The organism is Streptomyces sp. CA-142005 (assembly GCF_050942335.1).
Classification (GTDB): Bacteria; Actinomycetota; Actinomycetes; order Streptomycetales; family Streptomycetaceae; genus Streptomyces.
Window position 1 is genome coordinate 7,521,115 of the sequence record NZ_CP192078.1, and the last position, 20,566, is coordinate 7,541,680.

The 20,566-nt window shown below is 72.7% G+C and carries 17 protein-coding genes; 10 read left to right on the forward strand and 7 right to left on the reverse strand.

Annotation, left to right across the window (positions count from 1 at the left end):
- Positions 1-18: 18 nt before the first annotated feature.
- Together ACQPXS_RS34985 and ACQPXS_RS34990 are read right to left on the reverse strand one after the other, a co-directional pair.
- Complete coding sequence (locus tag ACQPXS_RS34985) at positions 19-501, reverse strand: DUF456 domain-containing protein (RefSeq protein WP_433453425.1); 483 nt, start codon at positions 499-501, stop codon at positions 19-21.
- A 59-nt stretch (positions 502-560) separates the two neighbouring features.
- Positions 561-1,541, reverse strand: a complete 981-nt coding sequence (locus ACQPXS_RS34990) for a helix-turn-helix domain-containing protein (protein ID WP_433453426.1) — start codon at positions 1,539-1,541, stop codon at positions 561-563.
- A gap of 441 nt (positions 1,542-1,982) precedes the next feature.
- Here ACQPXS_RS34990 and ACQPXS_RS34995 point away from each other — a divergent pair, with 441 nt between their 5' ends.
- The 3 genes from ACQPXS_RS34995 (at position 1,983) to ACQPXS_RS35005 (ending at position 6,097) form a co-directional block, all read left to right on the forward strand.
- Positions 1,983-3,554, forward strand: coding sequence for a protein phosphatase 2C domain-containing protein (locus ACQPXS_RS34995; RefSeq protein WP_433453428.1), 1,572 nt, complete (start codon positions 1,983-1,985; stop codon positions 3,552-3,554).
- Between the two features lie 27 nt (positions 3,555-3,581).
- Positions 3,582-5,324 (forward strand): pyruvate dehydrogenase, encoded by a 1,743-nt coding sequence (locus tag ACQPXS_RS35000; RefSeq protein ID WP_433453429.1) that lies wholly within the window; start codon positions 3,582-3,584, stop codon positions 5,322-5,324.
- 299 nt (positions 5,325-5,623) lie between these two features.
- Positions 5,624-6,097: an ATP-binding protein gene (locus ACQPXS_RS35005; RefSeq protein ID WP_351806460.1), complete on the forward strand. Its 474-nt coding sequence runs from the start codon at positions 5,624-5,626 to the stop codon at positions 6,095-6,097.
- A 121-nt stretch (positions 6,098-6,218) separates the two neighbouring features.
- Here the strand turns inward: ACQPXS_RS35005 and ACQPXS_RS35010 are convergent, their stop codons facing one another.
- Positions 6,219-7,268, reverse strand: coding sequence for a DUF2637 domain-containing protein (locus tag ACQPXS_RS35010; protein ID WP_351806458.1), 1,050 nt, complete (start codon positions 7,266-7,268; stop codon positions 6,219-6,221).
- Positions 7,269-7,718: 450 nt separating this feature from the next.
- Here ACQPXS_RS35010 and ACQPXS_RS35015 point away from each other — a divergent pair, with 450 nt between their 5' ends.
- Positions 7,719-8,519 (forward strand): GntR family transcriptional regulator, encoded by an 801-nt coding sequence (locus ACQPXS_RS35015; protein WP_433453432.1) that lies wholly within the window; start codon positions 7,719-7,721, stop codon positions 8,517-8,519.
- A gap of 287 nt (positions 8,520-8,806) precedes the next feature.
- Here the strand turns inward: ACQPXS_RS35015 and ACQPXS_RS35020 are convergent, their stop codons facing one another.
- Complete coding sequence (locus ACQPXS_RS35020; protein ID WP_351806454.1) at positions 8,807-9,574, reverse strand: hypothetical protein; 768 nt, start codon at positions 9,572-9,574, stop codon at positions 8,807-8,809.
- A 166-nt stretch (positions 9,575-9,740) separates the two neighbouring features.
- The gene (locus ACQPXS_RS35025; RefSeq protein WP_433453433.1) at positions 9,741-11,414 is read right to left on the reverse strand and encodes a PucR family transcriptional regulator; all 1,674 of its coding nucleotides are present in this window, start codon (positions 11,412-11,414) and stop codon (positions 9,741-9,743) included.
- A 343-nt stretch (positions 11,415-11,757) separates the two neighbouring features.
- Between ACQPXS_RS35025 and ACQPXS_RS35030 the strand changes: the two genes are divergently transcribed.
- From ACQPXS_RS35030 to ACQPXS_RS35050, 5 genes are all read left to right on the forward strand, one after another.
- A complete protein-coding gene (locus tag ACQPXS_RS35030) occupies positions 11,758-12,651 on the forward strand; it encodes an FAD binding domain-containing protein (RefSeq protein WP_433453435.1) in 894 nt (297 codons plus the stop codon).
- On the forward strand, positions 12,651-13,235 hold the full coding sequence (locus ACQPXS_RS35035) for a (2Fe-2S)-binding protein (protein WP_365328991.1): 585 nt from the start codon (positions 12,651-12,653) through the stop codon (positions 13,233-13,235). The genes ACQPXS_RS35030 and ACQPXS_RS35035 overlap by 1 nt, the downstream gene beginning before the upstream one ends.
- A gap of 2 nt (positions 13,236-13,237) precedes the next feature.
- Positions 13,238-15,622: a xanthine dehydrogenase family protein molybdopterin-binding subunit gene (locus ACQPXS_RS35040; protein WP_433453437.1), complete on the forward strand. Its 2,385-nt coding sequence runs from the start codon at positions 13,238-13,240 to the stop codon at positions 15,620-15,622.
- A gap of 209 nt (positions 15,623-15,831) precedes the next feature.
- On the forward strand, positions 15,832-17,298 hold the full coding sequence (locus tag ACQPXS_RS35045) for an NCS2 family permease (protein WP_433453438.1): 1,467 nt from the start codon (positions 15,832-15,834) through the stop codon (positions 17,296-17,298).
- 45 nt (positions 17,299-17,343) lie between these two features.
- Entirely contained in the window at positions 17,344-18,495 is a 1,152-nt protein-coding gene (locus tag ACQPXS_RS35050; protein ID WP_433453440.1) for an XdhC family protein, read from the forward strand.
- A 10-nt stretch (positions 18,496-18,505) separates the two neighbouring features.
- On the opposite strand, the gene ACQPXS_RS35055 is transcribed toward ACQPXS_RS35050, so the two are convergent.
- Positions 18,506-18,946 (reverse strand): SRPBCC family protein, encoded by a 441-nt coding sequence (locus tag ACQPXS_RS35055; RefSeq protein WP_356308765.1) that lies wholly within the window; start codon positions 18,944-18,946, stop codon positions 18,506-18,508.
- 53 nt (positions 18,947-18,999) lie between these two features.
- The gene (locus tag ACQPXS_RS35060; protein WP_433456079.1) at positions 19,000-19,770 is read right to left on the reverse strand and encodes a polysaccharide deacetylase family protein; all 771 of its coding nucleotides are present in this window, start codon (positions 19,768-19,770) and stop codon (positions 19,000-19,002) included.
- A gap of 149 nt (positions 19,771-19,919) precedes the next feature.
- On the opposite strand from ACQPXS_RS35060, the gene ACQPXS_RS35065 reads away from it, so the two are divergent.
- On the forward strand, positions 19,920-20,564 hold the full coding sequence (locus ACQPXS_RS35065) for a phosphoribosyltransferase (protein ID WP_433453442.1): 645 nt from the start codon (positions 19,920-19,922) through the stop codon (positions 20,562-20,564).
- Positions 20,565-20,566 lie beyond the last annotated feature (2 nt).

Sequence of the window (20,566 nt, forward strand, 5' to 3'; positions counted from 1 at the left end):
CCGTTCCCTGGTGACCGCTCAACCCCCCAGCACCGCACCCAGCCACGCCCCCGTGATCAGCAGGCAGGCGAACAGTTCCGTCAGCACGCTGGAGCCGCCCGAGCGCATCGTCGTGCGCACGGCGGCCATCGCTTTGCCGTGTCCGCCGAGGCGCAGCCGCTCGTGCAGGTAGATGCCGGCCACAAAGCCCGGCAGTGCGCCCAGCACGGGCAGCAGGACGAAGCCGAGGAACGCCCCGGCGCCCGCGTACACCCCCATCCGCGGTGTGGCGCCGCTCCGGCGCAGCCGGCGCGGGGGCAGCGCCGTGCGGACCGCCAGCGACAGCAGCAGCACCGCGCCGGCCCCCATCAGGACGGCCCAGGTCAGTGGCCCCGGATCCGTCAGCGCCCACCACAGCACCGCGGCCCACACCAGCCACGATCCCGGCACCCCGGGCACCAGCACTCCGCACAGGCCGAGCGCGACGACCACACCGACCAGCAGGAGTTCCCACACTCCCATCTGCCCACAGTGCAGGAGAAGGCGGGCGGCGGCAGGTGGGTGCCGGGCCGGCCGGGAGCCTACGAGCGCGTGACCCAGCCCCGCTCGTACGCGTGCCAGCCCAGCTGCAGCCGGGTCGTCACGCCGGCCAGCTCCATCAGCCGCCGCACCCGGCGCTGCACGGTCCGCAGGCCGAGGTCGAGCTGCTTGGCCACGCTCGCGTCGGTCAGCCCGGCCAGCAGCAACGACAGCACCTCCAGATCGGTGGCGTCGGGGCCGTCCGGCCGCTCCTCGACCACCCCCGACGCCCCCAGCCGCAGCGGCAGCGCCTCCCGCCACACCGACTCGAACAGCCCGGCCAGCAGCTCCAGCAGCCCGCTGGCGTGCACCACCAGCGCGGCCGGCTCCGCCGTGCGCGAGGTCAGCGGCACCATCGCGAGCGCACGGTCGGCGATCACCAGCTTCGTCGGCACCCGGTCGACCGCCCGCACCTGCTCGTCCCGTCCGAGCGCCGCCGTCAGCTCGGTCAGCCCGTGCGGCGGCTCCAGCACCGCGCGCTCCACCACCACCCGGTAGCGCACCCCGCGCCCGGCCGCCTGCGCCTCCGCCTCGTTCTCCACGCCGGACACGACCACCGGATTGCCGGTCACCAGGGCGCACACCTCCTCCGCCGCCCCCAGCTGCAGCTGCAGAAAGCGCTGGGCCACCGCCGAGGCACCGGTGACCACCTCCACCAGGTCGTGCACGGCGGGCTCGGCCGCCGTCGCCCGGTACTCCTCCGCGAGCAGCGCCGCCGCCAGCTCCGCCTTCTCCAGCTCGTGCCGCTGCTGGGCGAGCAGCGCGCCCAGCGCCACCCCGGGCGGGGCCGCCACCCAGCGGCCCGGCCGGGCCGGGGACTGGGCGGCGAGCCCCTGCCGCTCCAGCCGGCGCAGCGCCCGCTCGGCGTCCGGCTCGGACAGCGTCAGGCGCCGCGCCAGATCGGTCACGTCGGCCGCGCCCACGGACACCAGCGCCCGGTACGCCGCCTCGTGCGTGTCGTCCAGCCCTATCGCCGCCAGCATCGGCCCACGTCCCTCCCCTGGAACCGGTCCTGGAACCCCCAGGCCCCGGCACCCGCCACCGACAAGCCACCCCGACGGGCCCGGCCTGGCGGAAACCGGCCACGGCGCAAACCCGCCGCGGAACATCATCGCCGTACCGGAGGTGGGTCTGCCAAGGTGGCGGCATCGCGGGACACGGGCCGTGCTCCTCAGGCACAGCCGCGTCCCGGGAAACCAAGCCACAATCCGGCCAACCGACCGGTGCCCCGGGGGTCCGGGGCCGGGTCACCCGGACGCCGCCGGGCGGTCCTCCCGTGGGGGGTGGGGCCGCTCGGCGGCCATCTGCCGCCGCCCGTACGACTGTTCACCCCCTCACCCGACACGCCGTTCGACGCGGCCGGGTGCACCGGATTTTCCTGATGCCCCGTTTTCATACGGCCCGTGCGGTGGACAATTAGGGGCATGAGCCAGCAGGGGGGAAGGCCCGCCCGTCCTGAGGACGACTGGTGGGGACAGCTGTACGACGACTCCACCGAGGACACGGGACCCACGGCCGCGCCCGATTCCCTGGACGACCGCTTCGCCTCCGCGAAACACACGGTGACGGACCGGCCGGCCAGGCGGAGCGACGACGACGGCTCGGGCCGGGGTGCCGAGGGCGCGGGCCCGGGTGTCGGGGGCGCGGACCGAGGTGCCGGAGGGGCGACGGGAACGGAGTCCCGGGAGCCCGCGGTGCCGGCGCAACGCGCGGCCTGGGAGCCTCCGCCGGCCGCACCCCCGGCCGGGGCGACGTTCCCCCCGGCCACCAGGCCCCCGGAACCGGCCCCGGCACCGTCGGCGCCGTCCGAGCGGCAACCACCTCCCGCCCCCTCCCCGCCGGCGGCACCGGCGTCCGGCCGCCCCGAACAGTCCCCGTCGGCACCCGCCTCGCTCCCCGAGCCGCCACGGCTCCCGGACGCGCACGCCGCGCCGCCGCCCACGGCAGGCGCCGCCGCCCACGACCCCGAGCCCGCCTCGGCCACCCCAGCCGTCCCCGCCCCTGCACCCCCTTCCGCCGTCGACTACGTCGGCTCCGGCCCGCCCACCTACGACCCCGAGCCCACCGCGCTGCCGGTCGCCGATCCGGACGGGCTGGAGGAGCTGGTCGCGGACACCGTGCTGGACGGTGCCCGGTACGGGGCCTGCACGCTGCGGGCCGTGTCGTTGCGCGGGGACTCGGCGCGGTACCGGGGTGAGCCGCGCCGGGACTCGCTGCTCATCGCGCGGTTCGGCACGGGGGAGCAGGCGCTCGTGCTGGTCGCGATGGCGACCGGGGTGCGGGGCACTCCGGGCGCGCATCTGGCGGCGGCCGAGGCGTGCCGGTGGATCGGGCAGGCCGTGGGGCGCAGTCGGCACCGGCTCGCGGAGGACATCCGGGCGGCCCGGCGCGGCGACCTGAAGTCGGGTCTGCACCGGCTGACCGACCGCAGCCTCGGCAGGCTCCGCGCGAGCGCCGTCGAGCAGGGCGTCGACCCGGAGGAGTACGCGGCGAGCCTGCGCTGTCTGCTGGTGCCCGCCGACCCCGACTGCCGTACGCGCGTGTTCTTCGGCGTGGGCGACGGCGGCCTGTTCCGGCTGCGGGACGGCGCGTGGCAGGACATCGAGCCGAAGGTGTCACCCGCCGACACCACCGGCGGCTCCGTCGTCGGCTTCGGCTCCCCGCCGGCGAAAACGTTTGCCGAAACCCCCGAGGGCGACCGGCTCACCATGGACTTCGGCATCCCCACCCCGCCGAGCCCGTACGAACCGGCGCCCGAGCCGCCCCGCGAGCCGTTCCGGTTCCGTGCCTCGGTAGCCCGCCCGGGTGACGCCCTGGTGATGTGCACCGCGGGCCTGGCCGATCCGCTGCGCGGCGAGGCCGCCCTCTGCGCCTACCTGGCCCGCCGCTGGTCCGGCCGCACCCCGCCGGGGCTCGCCGCGTTCCTCGCCGACGCCCAGGTGCGGGTGAAGGGCTACGCCGACGACCGTACGGCGGCGGCCGTGTGGGAGGCGTAACCGTTTCCCCTGTGCATCCATGGGTGCATGGCCAAACAGAACGTAGCGGAGCAGTTCGTCGACATCCTCGTCCGCGCCGGTGTGCGCCGCCTCTACGGCGTGGTCGGGGACAGCCTCAACCCGGTGGTGGACGCCGTCCGCCGCAACGCAGCCATCGACTGGATCCACGTACGCCACGAGGAGACCGCCGCCTTCGCGGCCGGCGCCGAGGCGCAGATCACCGGAAAGCTGGCGGCCTGCGCCGGCTCCTGCGGCCCGGGCAACCTGCACCTGATCAACGGCTTGTACGACGCGCACCGGTCCATGGCCCCGGTGCTCGCGCTCGCCTCCCACATCCCGTCGAGCGAGATCGGCCTCGGCTACTTCCAGGAGACCCACCCCGACCGGCTCTTCCAGGAGTGCAGCCACTACAGCGAGCTGATCTCCAGCCCGAAGCAGATGCCCCGGCTGCTGCAGAGCGCCATCCAGCACGCGGTCGGGCAGAGCGGTGTCAGCGTGGTCGCGCTGCCCGGTGACATCGCCGCCGAACCGGCACCGGAGAAGGCCGCGCAGAGCGCCCTCGTCACCTCCCGGCCGACGGTCCGGCCCGGCGACGCCGAGATCGACGCGCTCGTGGACATGATCGACGCGGCGGACCGGGTGACCCTTTTCTGCGGCAGCGGCACGGCGGGCGCGCACGCGGAGGTCATGGAGTTCGCGGGGAAGATCAAGTCTCCGGTGGGGCATGCGCTGCGGGGCAAGGAGTTCATCCAGTACGACAACCCGTACGACGTCGGCATGAGCGGACTGCTCGGCTACGGCGCCGCCTACGAGGCGACCCACGAGTGCGACCTGCTGATCCTGCTCGGCACCGATTTCCCGTACAACGCCTTCCTGCCCGACGACGTGCGGATCGCCCAGATCGACGTACGGCCCGAGGTGCTCGGCCGCCGTTCCCGCCTGGACCTCGCCGTGTGGGGCGACGTGCGCGAGACCCTGCGCTGTCTCACCCCGAGGGTGAAGGAGAAGACCAGCCGGCGTTTCCTCGACCGGATGCTGAAGAAACACGCCGACGCGCTGGAGGGCGTGGTCAAGGCGTACACCCGCAAGGTCGACAAGCACATCCCGATCCACCCCGAGTACGTGGCCGCCGTCCTGGACGAAGTCGCCGACGACGACGCCGTGTTCACGGTCGACACCGGGATGTGCAACGTGTGGGCCGCGCGGTACATCTCGCCGAACGGGCGCCGCAGGATCATCGGTTCGTTCTCGCACGGCTCGATGGCGAACGCGCTGCCCATGGCGATCGGCGCCCAGTTCACCGACCGGCGCCGGCAGGTGGTCTCCATGTCCGGCGACGGCGGGTTCTCCATGCTGATGGGCGACTTCCTGACGCTCGTGCAGTACGACCTGCCGGTCAAGGTCGTGCTGTTCGACAACTCCTCCCTCGGCATGGTCGAGCTGGAGATGCTGGTCTCCGGGCTGCCCTCCTACGGCACCGCCAACACCAACCCCGACTTCGCCGCCGTCGCCCGCGCCTGCGGTGTCTACGGAATCCGGGTGGAGAAGCCCAAACAGCTGGCCGGCGCGCTCAAGGACGCTCTCAAGCACAAGGGACCGGCCCTGGTGGACATCGTCACCGATCCCAACGCCCTGTCCATCCCGCCGAAGATCAGCGCGGAGATGGTCACCGGATTCGCCCTGTCCGCCTCCAAGATGGTGCTGGACGGCGGCGTCGGCCGTATGGTCCAGATGGCCCGCTCCAACCTGCGCAACGTGCCGCGCCCCTGAACCCGGAGACGGAGGGGTTGATTTCGGCCACTTTCACGGCGCGTGACGGTGTGCCGACGGCCGGTGCCGGGCGCATCTGCCTGGCCGTCCCGGGGCGTCCGTGGCGCCCAGGGCCCTGAGAGGAGCCGGCCACCCGGGCCCGGTGGGGACCGGTGGCCGGCTCGTACGCCGTACAGCCGTGGCCGAACCGCCGGTCATCGGGCATGTGTGATGACTGCCTGTGTGCGTGCTGGGCAAGCATCCTCCGTGAACGTGTTCGACCAGGAGGGGCAGGGTCCAGCGGCGTGCGGGCGGGGGTCATGAAGAGTCAGGCACGAGGGGGCGGTCCCGCGGTCGTCGGGGGCTCCTCGGCGACGACGGGGGAAGAGGCCGGCACCATCACGGAACACGCGCACCGGCTCCGGCGCAGGCTGGGGCGGGCCGATCTCAAGGCAGTGCCCGAGGCGCGCCGGGAGTTGCGCGAACTGCTACGGCACTGGGGCAAACCGGGCCGTTCGGAGATCGCCGAACTGCTCACCAGCGAACTGGTCACCAACGCGCTCGTCCACACCGACGACGACGCGGTCCTCACGGCGGTCGTGGAGCCGGACGGACTGCGCGTGGAGGTCCGGGACTTCGTGGGCCGCAGACCGCAGCTGAGAGGCCCGGACTCGGACGACGACACCCATGGGCGGGGCATGGTGCTGGTGCAGTCCCTGGCGGACGCCTGGGGCGTACGGCCGCACGGGGTGGGCAAGTCGGTGTGGTTCGAACTGGGCGCCGAGGCGGCGTGACGCTCCGCGACGGCTCCGCCGGCGTGGCGGCGCCGGCGCCCGAAACGGGACGGGGCGCGAAACGGGACGGGGGCGTGACCCGTGTGGTCACGCCCCCGTCCCGTCATGAGCGGCGGTGGTCCTAGCCGAACTGCTGCTCCAGGTCCTTCAGCTTGCGCTCCAGGGAGTCAAGGCGCGGGAGGGCCATGGTGTCGTCCTCGGCGGTGAGGTCGACGGTCACCTGCTCAGCGGACCCGCTGCGGACCGGCTGCAGGGAGGGGCGGGCGCGTACGGGCAGCTGTTCCGCGGTCGATATGGCAGGCTCCGCGGTCGCCTGGGCGGACCCGCGCTCCACCGCCTGCACCTCCACCTCGACCTGCCGTCCGCCCCGGTTGACGAAGCCGCGGTGGCCCCGGCTGATGGCCTTCAGCTGGGCGCGCTCGATGCGCTGCTGCTCGCGCCGGCGCTGCCGCTGCTCCTCCTTCTGCCGCCTGTCGTCGCGGACCTCCTCGACCGCCTCGTCCAGGCTGCGCACGCCTTCCAGGAGCATCAGCGACCAGGCCCGGTAGGTCTCGCGGGGGGCCCGCAGCCAGCGCACGATGCGGATCTGCGGCAGCGGACGCGGCACCAGGCCCTGCTCGCGCAGCGCGGCCCGGCGGGTCTGCTTCAGCGCACGGTCGAACAGCACGGCCGCCGACAGCGACATACCGGAGAAGAACTGCGGCGCGCCCGCGTGGCTCGCGCCGCGGGGCGCGTGCACCCAGTTGAACCAGGCCGCCGCCGCGGCGAACATCCACACGAGTATCCGGGAGCCGAGGGCCGCGTCACCGTGGCTGGCCTCGCGCACCGCGAGGACGGAGCAGAACATCGCCGCGCCGTCCAGGCCGAAGGGCACGAGGTACTGCCAGCCGTCGGTCAGCCCCAGGTTCTGTTCGCCGAAGCCGACGAGGCCGTGGAAGGACAGGGCGGCCGCGACCGCCGCACAGCAGAACAGGAGCACGTAGGAGGCCGTGCCGTAGATGGCCTCCTTGCGCCTGCGGCGCTCCTCGCTGCGCTCCCACGAGTCGTCCGCGCTCGCGTTCTCCCCGGAGGAGCGCTTGCCGCGCGCGAGCACCGCCACCGCCGCCAGCATTCCCAGGAGCAGTACGGCGCCCGGAAGGAGCCAGTTCAGCGATATGTCGGTCAGTCTCATCAGGGGTCCCTTGCATTGGGATAGGGCGTAACGCCCGCCATAGTGGCCCACTCCCGACGGCCCTCAGGGGGTTTCGGGGCAAGAGGCCGCCAAGGAAGTGCAAGGGGATGCCCAGGGCGGCGTTCTGCTCGAACTGCCGCTTGAGGGGCGGGAGTTGAGTTCGAATAAGAGTACCTGTACCGGTGGTTCCTCGGAAAGTTCCCGTGGTTGGTGAGGAAGTTGTGAATCGCCTGTCCGAGGGCCGTCCGCGGGCGGGTGGCGCCATCTCCGATGATCTTAGTGGATCCGGGCCCGGCCGAATGACTGGGATTGCCGAATGACTTAGGCAAGGCAACCCTTATTCATCCCCTTCGGAATTTGAACTGTCGCCTCGGGCGCCTAAGGTGCTTGACGGACCGGAGACAACCCGTCCTTAATGACCCAAGTGCCGACAAGCTGCCAGGAGGACCCGTGAAGCAGAGCACGCAGGGCTCCGCCGGTGCGGGGACACCGGGCGGGATGCCGCCGGGTGCCGCCCGGGTGCCCGTGCAGCCGAGCGCGGCGGACGGCCCCGACGGCTTCCGCGAGCGGGACACCGCCGTGCCCGCCGCGCGGGGGGAGCACACGCACAGTGAACGGCCGATTCCGGACCCGCGCGCCGTGGTGCAGCGCTCCTCGGTGCGCGGGCAGATCCTGGACGCACTGCGTACCGCGCTGGTGACCGGGGAGCTGAAGCCCGGCGAGGTCTACTCGGCGCCGGTGCTCGGCGAGCGGTTCGGTGTCTCGGCCACGCCCGTGCGGGAGGCCATGCAGCAGCTCGCCCTGGAGGGCGCCGTCGAGGTCGTGCCCAACCGCGGGTTCCGAGTGGTCGAGCGGGGGGCGCGGGAACTGGCCGAGCTGGCGGAGGTGCGTGCGCTCATCGAGGTGCCGGTGATGCTGCGCCTCGCCCGGAGCGTGCCGGCTGAGCGGTGGGCCGAAGTGCGTCCGCTCGCGGAGGAGACGGTACGGGCGGCGGCCACCGGCTGCCCGGCGACGTACGCGGAGTCCGACCGCGCCTTCCACCGCGCCCTGCTCGCCCCGTCGGGCAACGAGCAGCTGGTCCGTATCGCCTCCGATCTCCATCGGCGCTCGCAGTGGCCACCGGTCCGGCGGGGCCGGGCGTACCTGGTCGCGGACGCGGCGGAGCACATGGCGCTGCTGGACGCGTTGATCGCCGGGGACGTGGACGTGGTGCGGGGGCTGGTATCCGGGCACTTCGCCGACGCGGGCTGAGGGGGGCAGGGCGGGCGCCACCGGGGTCCGGGGACGACTTCGGGGTGTGGGTCTGACGCGGCCGTTCGCGCGGCTCCCACCCGGCGCCGAGCCCGCACGCACGCGCCTCTAGGTCGTGGCCACCCCCGGAGTCGGCGATGTGGCCGTTCGCGCAGCTGCCGCCGCCGCACCCGGCGACGAGCTCGCGCCCGCGCCTCTACGCCGTGGTTACCCTCGGAGCTGGTGACGTGGCCGTTCGCGCGGTTCCCACCCCGCGCGCACCCGGCGACGAGCTCGCGCCCGCACCCCTACGCCGTGGCCACCCCCGGAGCCGGCGGAGTCAACTGCCGTGCCAGCCAGGTCGGTACGCCCCCGAGCAGCCGGAACAATCGCCGGGCCTCCTCACGCAGCCGCGAGGCCTCCGGCTCGGTCTCCGCGTCGGCCAGTGAGGCCAGCGCCGGTGCCGTGCCCACCAGGTAGCCCAACTCCTCGCGGATCCTCAGCGATTCGGCGAAGCCGTGGCGCGCCTCGGTCAGCTCGCCGTCGCGCAGGGCGAGTCCGGCGAGGTGGCGCCAGGTGAAGGACAGCAGGAGCGGGTCGGCGTGCGCCGTGGCTCCCGCGTGGGCCCGGCGGTACGCCGCCCGCGCCGCCTGCGGGGAACGGGTCAGGTTCTCCGCGATCAGGCCCCGGCGGAAGTCGAGCAGGGCCCGGCCCGGCGCCCCCGGCGGGATCAGCGCCGCCGCCCGCCCCAGCGCGGCCCGGGCCTCGTCCGCGCGGTCCCGGACGCCGTGCAGCGTTGCCGTGTAGGCGAGTTGGCCGCGCTCGCAGGCGGCGGCCCCCCGCTCCTCGTCGGTGTGCGCTAGCGCCTCCGCCGTCCGCAGGGCGTCCTCGGCGTCCTCCCAGCCCCGCTCGGTGTACAGGCACCGTTCGACCAGCAGCGCGGCCCGCTGCAGGCCCGTGGCGGGGGTGTCCGGCGGCAGCAGGGCCGCCGCGTCCGCCCAGCAGGCCCGCGAACGCAACCGCCATACCGCGGTCTGGAGTGGATCGTCACCGGCGGTCGTTCCGTTACCAGACATGGCGGTATGCGCCACGTTGCCCTCCCCGAGCACGCCATCGAGCTGTTGAGTGGTGGCGGCATTCCAGCACCAATCGCGGGGCCGGGCCAAGAGGGTGGGTGAAAGATTTCACAAAGTCGTGGGGTGCGGGCGCGACCGGTTCGGCCGCCGGTGGCCCCCGCCGGCCTCAGCTCATGCGCAGGGCGAGGAAGAAGTCGAGCTTGTCCTCCAGGCGCGAGAGGTCACGTCCCGTCAACTGCTCGATCCGGCCCACCCGGTAGCGCAGCGTGTTGACGTGCAGGTGGAGCCGGGTGGCGCAGCGCGTCCAGGAGCCGTCGCAGTCCAGGAACGCCTCCAGGGTCGGGATCAGCTCGGCCCGGTGGCGGCGGTCGTAGTCCGTCAGCGGGTCCAGCAGGCGGGCCGTGAAGGCGCGCCGGACGTCGTCGGGCACGAAGGGGAGCAGCAGGACGTGCGACGCCAGCTCCTGGTGCCCCGCCGCGCAGACCCGGCCCGGGCGGGCGGCCGCCACCCGGCGCGCGTGCCGGGCCTCCTCCAGGGCGCCGCGCAGCCCCTCGGCGGAGTGCACGGCCGCGCTGACGCCGAGGGTGAGCCGCCCGTCGTCGTTCAGGCCCGCCGAGAGCGTCTCCCGCACCGACTGCAGCAGGGAGTCGGCCAGCAGCCCGGTCTCCGAGCCGTCGTGCTCGGCGGAGACCGCCGGCAGCGGCACCAGGGCGATCGCCTCGTCGCCGGTGTGTGCGACGGCGATCCGGTCGGACGGCTCGGGGCCGGTCGCCTGCGGATCGACCAGCACTTCCTCCAGCAGCGACTGGGCGACCGGGCCGCCCTCGACCTCGCCGCCCTCCCACTCCACGCGGGCCACCACGACCTGCCAGTGCGGGGCCGCGCCGAGCCCGGGCAGCAGCACCGGGGCGGCCACCCTCAGGCGGGCGGCGATCTCGGCCGGCGCCGCGCCCGTCTGGACCAGCTCCAGCACCTCCTGGGCGAGCCGGCGCCTGACCGTGCGGGCCGCGTCCCGGCGGTCCCGCTCGACCGCGATCAGCTGGGTGACGCCCTGCAGCAGGTCCAGCCGCTCCTCGGGCCAGTCGCCGGCGTCCGCCTCGACGGCCAGCAGCCAGTCCGACAGCACCGACTCGCGCACATCGCGGGCGGCCTGCGGGGAACGGCCGGAGGAGCGGATCGGGAAGAGGGAGTAGGTGCTGCCGGCGAGCAGGACGCGGTGCGGGCCGCGGCGGCCGGTGCGGGTGGCCGCCAGGTGCTCGGCGGCGAGCTTGGCGCAGAGGTCCGCGGGCAGCGCCGGGCCCGCCACCTTGGAGCCGGCGATCAGCCGGCCGGTCGGGGCGAGCACCCAGGCGCGCAGGTCCAGGTCGGTGCCGAGCAGGTCGAGGACCACGTCCGGGCCGCCGCCCGCCGGGCCGGAGGTCATCATCCGCCGGTGCCGGTCGACCACGGCCGCCAGGTCCCCGGCGCGCTCGCTGGAGACCTGCCGTACGACGTGCTCGGTGATCGTGGCGAAGGCGACCGACTCGTGCACCGCGAACAGCGGCAGCCGGTGCTTGGCGCAGGCCAGGACCAGGTCCTCCGGCACATCGCCCAGCTCCGCCTCACCGGCGGCGAGCGCCGCCACCCCGGCCTGCACCAGGAGGCGTACGAACGGCTCGGAGTCGGCGGCGTCCCGGCGCCAGGCGAGGCCGGTCAGCACCAGCTCGCCCCCGGAGAGATAGCGGCTCGGATCGCGCAGGTCCGTGGTCATGACGCCGCGCACCGACCGGTCCAGCTCCTCCTCGCCGCCGAGCAGCCGCAGGCCCAGCGCATCGGTGTCCAGAAGTGCGCGCAGCCGCATCTCGTCGCCGCCGTTCTTTGTCTCGAAACCTACGATGGATCTTGGAGGGTGACGGGGGAGTCACCCGGAGCGTGACGTCCGGGGACGCGTTCGGCGGTCCTCCGGCTGTTTCCTGCGTTTCTCGAGGAAAACGGAGAGGTTACCGATGACCTCCGTTCATACGAATCTACAAGATGCCCGCCGTGGCCAGCCAACTCCTTCATGGTTTCGGTGACTGACCCCGTCGGAGCACGGAGCGGTGTACTGAGTCCGCTCCGCGTTAACAGCACATGAACGAGCCGCGCCCGCCGCACACGGATTGGCTCAATCTGTACGACCCACGAGACGAAGAAGAGAGCCGGTCATGGACTTCCTTCGCCCCGCCAGCTGGGAGGAGGCGCTCGCCGCGAAGGCCGAGCACCCCACCGCTGTGCCGATTGCGGGTGGCACCGATGTGATGGTCGAGATCAACTTCGACCACCGCCAGCCCGAGTACCTCCTCGACCTGAACCGCATCGGCGACCTCTACGAGTGGGAGGTCGGCGAGGAGAGCGTACGGCTGGGCGCCTCCGTCCCGTACACCGACATCATGCAGAGTCTCCGTGCCGAGCTGCCGGGCCTCGCGCTCGCCTCGCACACGGTCGCCTCCCCGCAGATCCGCAACCGCGGCGGCGTCGGCGGCAACCTCGGCACGGCCTCGCCCGCCGGTGACGCCCACCCCGCCCTGCTCGCGGCGGGCGCCGAGGTCGAGGTGGAGTCGGCGGCCCGCGGCACCCGGCTGATCCCGATCGACGCCTTCTACACGGGGGTGAAGCGCAACGCGCTCCAGCCCGACGAGCTGATCCGCGCCGTGCACATCAAGAAGGCCGACGGCCCGCAGCAGTACTCCAAGGTCGGCACCCGCAACGCCATGGTCATCGCCGTGTGCGCCTTCGGCCTCGCCCTGCACCCCGGGACCCGTACGGTCCGGACCGGCATCGGCTCGGCCGCGCCCACGCCCGTGCGGGCCAAGGCGGCGGAGGAGTTCCTGAACGCGGCCCTGGAGGAGGGCGGCTTCTGGGACAACGGAAAGATCATCACCCCGTCGGTCGCCAAGCAGTTCGCCGACCTGTGCTCGGCCGCCTGCAACCCGATCGACGACGTCCGGGGCACCGCGAGCTACCGCCGCCACGCGGTCGGCGTGATGGCCCGCCGGACACTCACCTGGACCTGGGAGTCGTACCGCGGCGCCCGCCGCGCATCAGAGGGAGCTGCGTAATGCGCGTCAACTTCACCGTGAACGGACGTCCGCAGGAGGCCGACGACGTCTGGGAGGGCGAGTCCCTGCTGTACGTCCTGCGCGAGCGCCTCGGCCTGCCGGGTTCGAAGAACGCCTGTGAGCAGGGCGAGTGCGGCTCCTGCACCGTGCGGCTGGACGGCGTGCCCGTCTGCTCCTGCCTGGTCGCGGCCGGTCAGGTCGAGGGCCGTGACGTGGTGACCGTCGAGGGCCTCGCGGACTACGCCAAGCAGCGCGAGGAGCACGGCGGCTGCGCCACCGGCGCCTGCGGTACGACCCTCCAGGACGCCCAGCAGTGGGAAGCCAAGGGCACCGACTCGCAGACCGGCGAGGGAACCGAACTCTCGCCGATCCAGCAGGCGTTCATCGACGCCGGCGCCGTCCAGTGCGGCTTCTGCACCCCGGGTCTGCTCGTCGCCTCCGACGAACTCCTGGAGCGCAACCCGAACCCGTCCGACGCCGACATCCGCGAGGCGCTGTCGGGCAACCTGTGCCGCTGCACGGGCTACGAGAAGATCATGGACGCGGTCCGCCTGGCGGCCGCCCGCCAGTCCGAGGGGGTCTGACCATGCGGGCCAACGGCGCTCCTACGAAGATCACACAGGGCTCCCAGACCAAGGGCGGCATCGGCGAGTCCACGCTCCGCCCGGACGGCACCCTCAAGGTCACCGGCGAGTTCGCGTACTCGTCCGACATGTGGCACGAGGACATGCTGTGGGGCCAGATCCTGCGCTCCACCGTCGCCCACGCCGAGATCGTCTCGATCGACACCTCCGAGGCCCTGGCCACGGCGGGCGTGTACGCCGTCCTGACGTACGACGACCTGCCCACCGAGGTGAAGAACTACGGCCTGGAGATCCAGGACACCCCGGTCCTCGCGCACGGCAAGGTACGCCACCACGGCGAGCCGGTCGCCCTCGTCGCCGCCGACCACCCGGAGACGGCCCGCCGCGCCGCCGCCAAGATCAAGGTCGAGTACCGCGAACTGCCGGTCATCACCGACGAGAAGTCGGCCCTCGCGCCGGACGCGGTCCTCGTCCACGAGAACCGCGACGACCACCACTTCGCGCATGTCCCGCACCCGAACGTCGTGCACCGCCAGCCGATCGTCCGCGGCAACGTGGAGGAGGCCCGCGCGCGGGCCGACGTGATCGTCGAGGGCGAGTACACCTTCGGCATGCAGGACCAGGCCTTCCTCGGCCCCGAGTCCGGCCTCGCCGTGCCCGAGGAGGACGGCGGCGTCCACCTCTACATCGCCACCCAGTGGCTCCACTCCGACCTGCGCCAGATCGCGCCCGTCCTCGGCCTGCCCGAGGAGAAGGTGCGCATGACGCTGGCCGGCGTCGGCGGCGCGTTCGGCGGCCGCGAGGACCTGTCCATGCAGATCCACGCCTGCCTGCTCGCGCTGCGCACCGGCAAGCCGGTGAAGATCGTCTACAACCGGTTCGAGTCCTTCTTCGGGCACGTCCACCGGCACCCGGCGAAGCTGTACTACGAGCACGGCGCCACCAAGGACGGCAAGCTCACGCACATGAAGTGCCGGATCGTCCTGGACGGCGGCGCCTACGCCTCCGCCTCCCCGGCGGTCGTCGGCAACGCCTCGTCCCTGTCGGTCGGCCCGTACGTGGTGGACGACGTCGACATCGAGGCCATCGCCCTCTACACCAACAACCCGCCCTGCGGCGCCATGCGCGGCTTCGGCGCGGTCCAGGCGTGCTTCGCCTACGAGGCGCAGATGGACAAGCTGGCGAAGAAGCTCGGCATGGACCCGGTGGAGTTCCGGCAGCTGAACGCCATGGAGCAGGGCACGATCATGCCGACGGGCCAGCCCGTCGACTCGCCCGCCCCGGTCGCCGAACTGCTGCGCCGCGTCAAGGCGATGCCGCTGCCGCCGGAGCGCCAGTGGGAGTCCAGCGAGGGCGCCGACGTACGGCAGCTGCCCGGCGGTCTGTCCAACACCACGCACGGCGAGGGCGTCGTACGCGGCATCGGTTACGCGGTCGGCATCAAGAACGTCGGCTTCTCCGAGGGCTTCGACGACTACTCCACCGCCAAGGTGCGCATGGAGGTCGTGGGCGGCGAGCCGGTCGCCACCGTGCACACCGCGATGGCGGAGGTCGGCCAGGGCGGTGTCACCGTCCACGCGCAGATCGCCCGCACCGAGCTCGGCGTCACCCAGGTGACCATCCACCCCGCCGACACCCAGGTCGGTTCCGCGGGCTCCACCTCGGCCTCCCGGCAGACGTACGTCACCGGCGGCGCCGTGAAGAACGCCTGCGAGCGGGTCCGCGAGAAGGTCCTGGAGATCGGCCGGCGCAAGTTCGGCTCCTACCACCCGGCCTGGGCGACCGCGGAACTCCTGCTGGAGGGCGGCAAGGTCGTCACCGACGGCGGCGAGGTCCTCGCCGACCTGGTCGACGTCCTGGGGGACGAGGCCGTGGAGATCGAGGAGGAGTGGCGGCACCGGCCGACCGAGCCCTTCGACCTGCGCACCGGCCAGGGCAACGGCCACGTCCAGTACTCCTTCGCCGCGCACCGCGCGGTCGTCGAGGTCGACACCGAGCTCGGCCTGGTCAAGGTCATCGAGCTGGCCTGCGCCCAGGACGTCGGCAAGGCGCTCAACCCGCTCTCCGTCATCGGCCAGATCCAGGGCGGTACGACCCAGGGCCTGGGCGTGGCGGTGATGGAGGAGATCATCGTCGACCCGAAGACGGCGAAGGTCAGGAACCCCTCCTTCACGGACTACCTGATCCCCACGATTCTCGACACGCCGACCATCCCGGTCGACGTGCTCGAACTCGCCGACGAGCACGCCCCGTACGGGCTGCGTGGCATCGGCGAGGCCCCGACCCTGTCGTCCACCCCGGCCGTCCTCGCGGCGATCCGCAACGCGACCGGGCTGGAGCTCAACCGCACGCCGGTGCGGCCCGAGCACCTGACGGGGACCGCGTAACACCCAAGCTCTCCGGGCGGCGTGAGGGAACGTCACACACTCCGCCGCGCCGCCCGGAGGAACCCCTTTGAGTTCCGCACCGCTCGCGGTCCTTGAAGTACCAGGAAATTCGTTCGTCTCGGGCCGTCCCCCGGGTCGTCCATTCCCAAATCCCGTGGCCGCTCAGGGCGGTAGCACGGGTGCCCCTGTGAACCTTGGGAGATGGCACCATGACCCAGCAGTCAGTGGAGCCCACGACCACCGCCGAAGACGCGGGCGCGGGTTCGCGTCCGTCGGCCGGCAGGTCGTGGCTCGACCGGTACTTCCACATATCCGAAAGAGGATCCACCGTCGCGACCGAGGTGCGCGGTGGCGTCACCACCTTCATGGCGATGGCGTACATCCTTCTGCTCAACCCCGTGATCCTCAGCGGCGCGGACAAGTCCGGCGACTCCCTGAGTCAGAAGGCCCTCATCACGGCCACCGCGCTCGGCGCGGCGTTCACCACTCTCCTCATGGGCTGGATCGGCAAGGTGCCGCTCGCCATGGCCGCCGGACTCTCCGTCTCCGGTGTGCTGGCCGGTCTGGTCATGGGCACCAAGGACCTGACCTGGGCCCAGGGCCTGGCGATGTGCGTCGCCTACGGCGTCGTGATCATGCTGTTGGTGGTCACGGGACTCCGCGAAATGATCATGAACGCGATCCCGTTGCCGCTCAAGCACGGCATCACCATGGGCATCGGTCTGTTCATCGCGTTCATCGGCCTGGTCAAGGCCGGGTTCGTGCACGCCGGTACGGCGACCCCGGTCACGCTGGGCAACGGGGGTGAGCTCGTCGGCTGGCCCGTCCTGCTCTTCGCCGTCACGCTCCTGCTGATCTTCGCGCTCCAGTCCCGGAACGTTCCGGGCGCCATCCTCGTCGGCATCGTCACCGGTACCGTTCTCGCGCTGATCGTCAACGCGGCCGGCCTCGTCGACGACAAGGGCTGGGCCAACGGCGAGGGCCCCGCGCTGCACGGCAGCGCCGTGTCGATGCCGGACTTCTCGCTCACCGGCAAGGTGTCCTTCGGCGGCCTGGGCGACGTCGGCTACATGACGGTCACCTTCATCGTCTTCACGCTGGTGCTCGCCGGCTTCTTCGACGCGATGGCGACCATCATCGGCATCGGCACCGAGGCCAACCTCGCCGACGCCCAGGGGCGGATGCCGGGCCTGTCCAAGGCGCTGTTCATCGACGGTGCCGGCGGCGCCATCGGCGGTGCGGTGGGCGGCTCCGGCCAGACCGTGTTCGTCGAGTCCGCGACCGGCGTCGGCGAGGGCGCCCGCACCGGGCTGGCCTCGGTCGTCACCGGCGGGTTCTTCGCCCTCTGCCTCTTCTTCACACCGATCACGGCGATCGTGCCGCGCGAGGTGGCCTCGGCCGCCCTCGTCACCATCGGCGCGATGATGATGATGAACGCCCGTCATGTGGACTGGGGGGACCGATCCGTCGCGATCCCGGTCTTCCTGACGGTCGTGATCATGCCGTTCACGTACTCGATCACCCCCGGTGTCGCCGCCGGTGTGATCTCCTACGTCGTCATCAAGCTCGCCCAGGGCAAGTGGCTGGAGATCGGCCCCTTCATGTGGGGGCTGACGGTGCTCTTCCTCGTCTACTTCTCCCTGCATCCGATCCGGGACCTGCTGGGCGTGCACTAGCCGGTCGAACGTCCCTTCCACGCGAACCCGTTAGGAGACCGACAGATGCTGGACATCGCCGAAGAGCTGAACCGGTGGGTCGAGCAGGGCCGTGACTTCGCCGTCGCCACCGTGGTGGCCGTCGGCGGCAGCGCCCCGCGCCAGCCCGGCGCCGCCCTCGCGGTGGACGCCGACGGCACGGCCGTCGGCTCGGTCTCCGGCGGGTGCGTGGAGGGCGCCGTGTACGAGCTGTGCCGACAGGCGCTGGAGGACGGGGAAACCGTTCTCGAACGCTTCGGCTACAGCGACGAGGACGCCTTCGCCGTCGGCCTGACCTGTGGCGGCGTCATCGACATCCTCGTCACGCCGGTCCGGGCGGACGGTTCCGCCCGGCCGGTGGTCGCCGCCGCGCTGGCCGCCGCCGCCCGCGGGGAGGCGGCGGCCCTCGCGCGGATCGTGGAGGGGCCGGACGAGCTGCGGGGCCGGGCTCTCCTGGTCCGCCCCGACGGCTCCTTCGAGGGCGGTTTCGGCGGCCATCCCGAGCTGGACCGCACGGTCGCCGCCGAGGCCGGAGCCTTCCTGGACGCCGGCCGCACCGGCTGTCTGGAGACCGGCGAACAGGGCTCGCGCTGCGGTGCCCCGCTCACCGTCCTGGTCGAGTCCTCCGTCCCCGCCCCCCGGATGATCGTCTTCGGCGCGATCGACTTCGCCTCCGCCCTGGTCCGCGTCGGCAAGTTCCTCGGCTACCACGTCACGGTGTGCGACGCCCGCCCCGTGTTCGCCACGAAGGCCCGCTTCCCGGAGGCGGACGAGATCGTGGTCGAGTGGCCCCACAGGTACCTGGAGCGCACCCAGACCGACGGCCGTACGGTCCTGTGCGTCCTCACCCACGACGCCAAGTTCGACGTACCGCTGCTGAAGCTGGCCCTGCGGCTGCCGGTCGCCTATGTCGGCGCGATGGGCTCCCGCCGCACCCACCTCGACCGCAACGAGCGCCTGCGCGAGGTCGGCGTCACCGAACTCGAACTCGCCCGCCTGCGCTCGCCGATCGGGCTCGACCTCGGCGCCCGTACGCCGGAGGAGACGGCCCTGTCCATCGGCGCGGAGATCGTCGCGGGGCGGCGCGGTGGCAGCGGGGTCTCCCTCACCGGCGCGCATACTCCCATCCACCACGACGCGGTCTCGCGGCCGGCCGGGAGGATCGGGTCGGTGGCCTGAGGGGGACGGCTCACGCCCGCCTGAGCAGCCGGTTGACCGCTCGGCCGAACATCGCGCGTGCCGTGCGCTCCAGTACGCCGTCGAAGACGCGCGGCAGGAAGCGCACCCGCAGTTCCTCCAGCCACAGCACCCGGCTGCGGCCCCCGGGCCCCGGCAGGACCTCGATCTCCGCCCAGCCCCGCACCACCCGGCCGCGCTTCTCCAGCCGGCACAGCCCGCCCTCGCCGTCGGCCGGCGGGCGCCAGACCGTGACCTCCATGACGTCGTCGAGGGCCAGCGGGCCGATGCCGGAACGGGCCACCAGACGCGTACCCACGCCCGTGGGCCCGTCGGTGAGCACCCTGATCCGGGTCAGCGGGACCGCGTCGGCGTGGCGGGGCCACTCGGTGAGCCTGCGCCACGCCTCGTCGAGGGGGAGCGGGGCCGTACGGGCGAAGGAGAAGATCGGCACGCCACGATCGTAGGCAATGCGGCCCGGCCGGCCGGCCGTTCGGCCCACGCTCGTCAGGGCCGGTAGACCTTGCCCGGTTCCGCCTTGCCGGGCGCCAGCAGCTGAGGCACCGTCACGAACACGTATCCGCGTGCCTTCAGCGCGTCGATGATGCCCGGTACGGCGGGCACGGTGCCCGGGTAGATGTCGTGCAGCAGGATGATCCCGTCCCGGGACGCCTGGTCCAGGACGCGCTGGGTGATGAGCTCGGAGTCGTTGGTCGTGTAGTCCTTGGCGGTCACGCTCCACAGCACCTCCGCCAGGCCCTCCTCCCTGGCGATCTTGTGCACGTTGCTGTCCGTACGGCCCTGCGGCGGGCGCATCAGCGTGGGCCTGCGCCCGGTGAGCCGCTCGATCGCGTCGTCCGGCCGCTTCAGCTCCTCGCGTATCCGGTCGTCCGATATCTGCGTGAGGATCTTGTGGTCCCAGGTGTGGCTCGCGACCTCGTGCCCCTCGGCCGCCATCCGCTTGACCAGCTGCGGGTACTTCTCGATGTGGTTCTTGCCGAGCAGGAAGAAGGTGGCCGGGACCTTCTTCTGCTTCAGGATGTCGAGCAGCCGCGCCGAGTGCTCGCTGGGTCCCGCGTCGAAGGTGAGCGCGATGCACTTGGCCTCGCGGCAGTCGACGGTCCCGAGGCTCGCCGCCGCGCCGTGCGCCGCCGCGGCGGCCCGTGCGGTGCTCGGTGCGGTCGTGTCGACCTGGGCGCAGCCGGACAGGACGACCGCCAGGCCGAGTGCGGCCGAGGCGAGCGCGGCCGGACGCAACCTCCGGGCGGTTTCGCGCATCTTCCCGTGCTTCGGCGTCGGGATCTTGTCGGTCGAAAGAGGCATGCGGCGACTGTACACTCAGTGTATAGCGCATCAGTTCGAATATCTCCCCACGGCTCGACCAGGAGCACCATGGAAGGAGAGGCACCGCGCGGAGGAGGACGGCCATGCGCTTCCGGGACCGTGCCGAAGCCGGACGGGAACTCGCCGGACTGCTGAGCGACCTGCGGGAACAGGGCGCCCTCGTCGATCCGCTCGTCCTCGCCCTGCCGCGCGGCGGCATCGCCGTCGCCGAGCCCGTCGCCCGGGCCCTCGGCGCCCAGCTCGACGTGCTCATCGTGCGCAAGATCGGCGCGCCGCACCACCAGGAGTTCGCCGTCGGCGCGCTCGTCGGGGACGACCCGCCGCTCTTCAACCCCGGAACCCTGGACCGGCTCGGCCTGACCGAGGAGTCCATGGCCCCGGTGGTGGAACGCGAGCGGCGCGAGCTGCGCCGCCGTGAGGAGCGCTATCGCGGCGGCCGGCCGGCGCCGGACCCCGCGGGGCGCACGGTGATCGTCGTCGACGACGGTCTGGCCACCGGCGCCACGGCCCGCGCGGCCCTGCGGCACGTACGGCGACGCGGGCCCGCGCACCTGGTGCTGGCCGTGCCCGTCGGCGCGCCGGACTCCGTGGCGCAACTCGCCTCCGAGGCCGACACGATCGTGTGCCCGCATCGGCCGGTCGCGTTCACCGCGGTGGGGCAGTGGTACGAGGACTTCGAGCAGTTGACCGACGCGCAGGTGCTGGCGGCGCTCGGCAGCGGCGGGTAAGC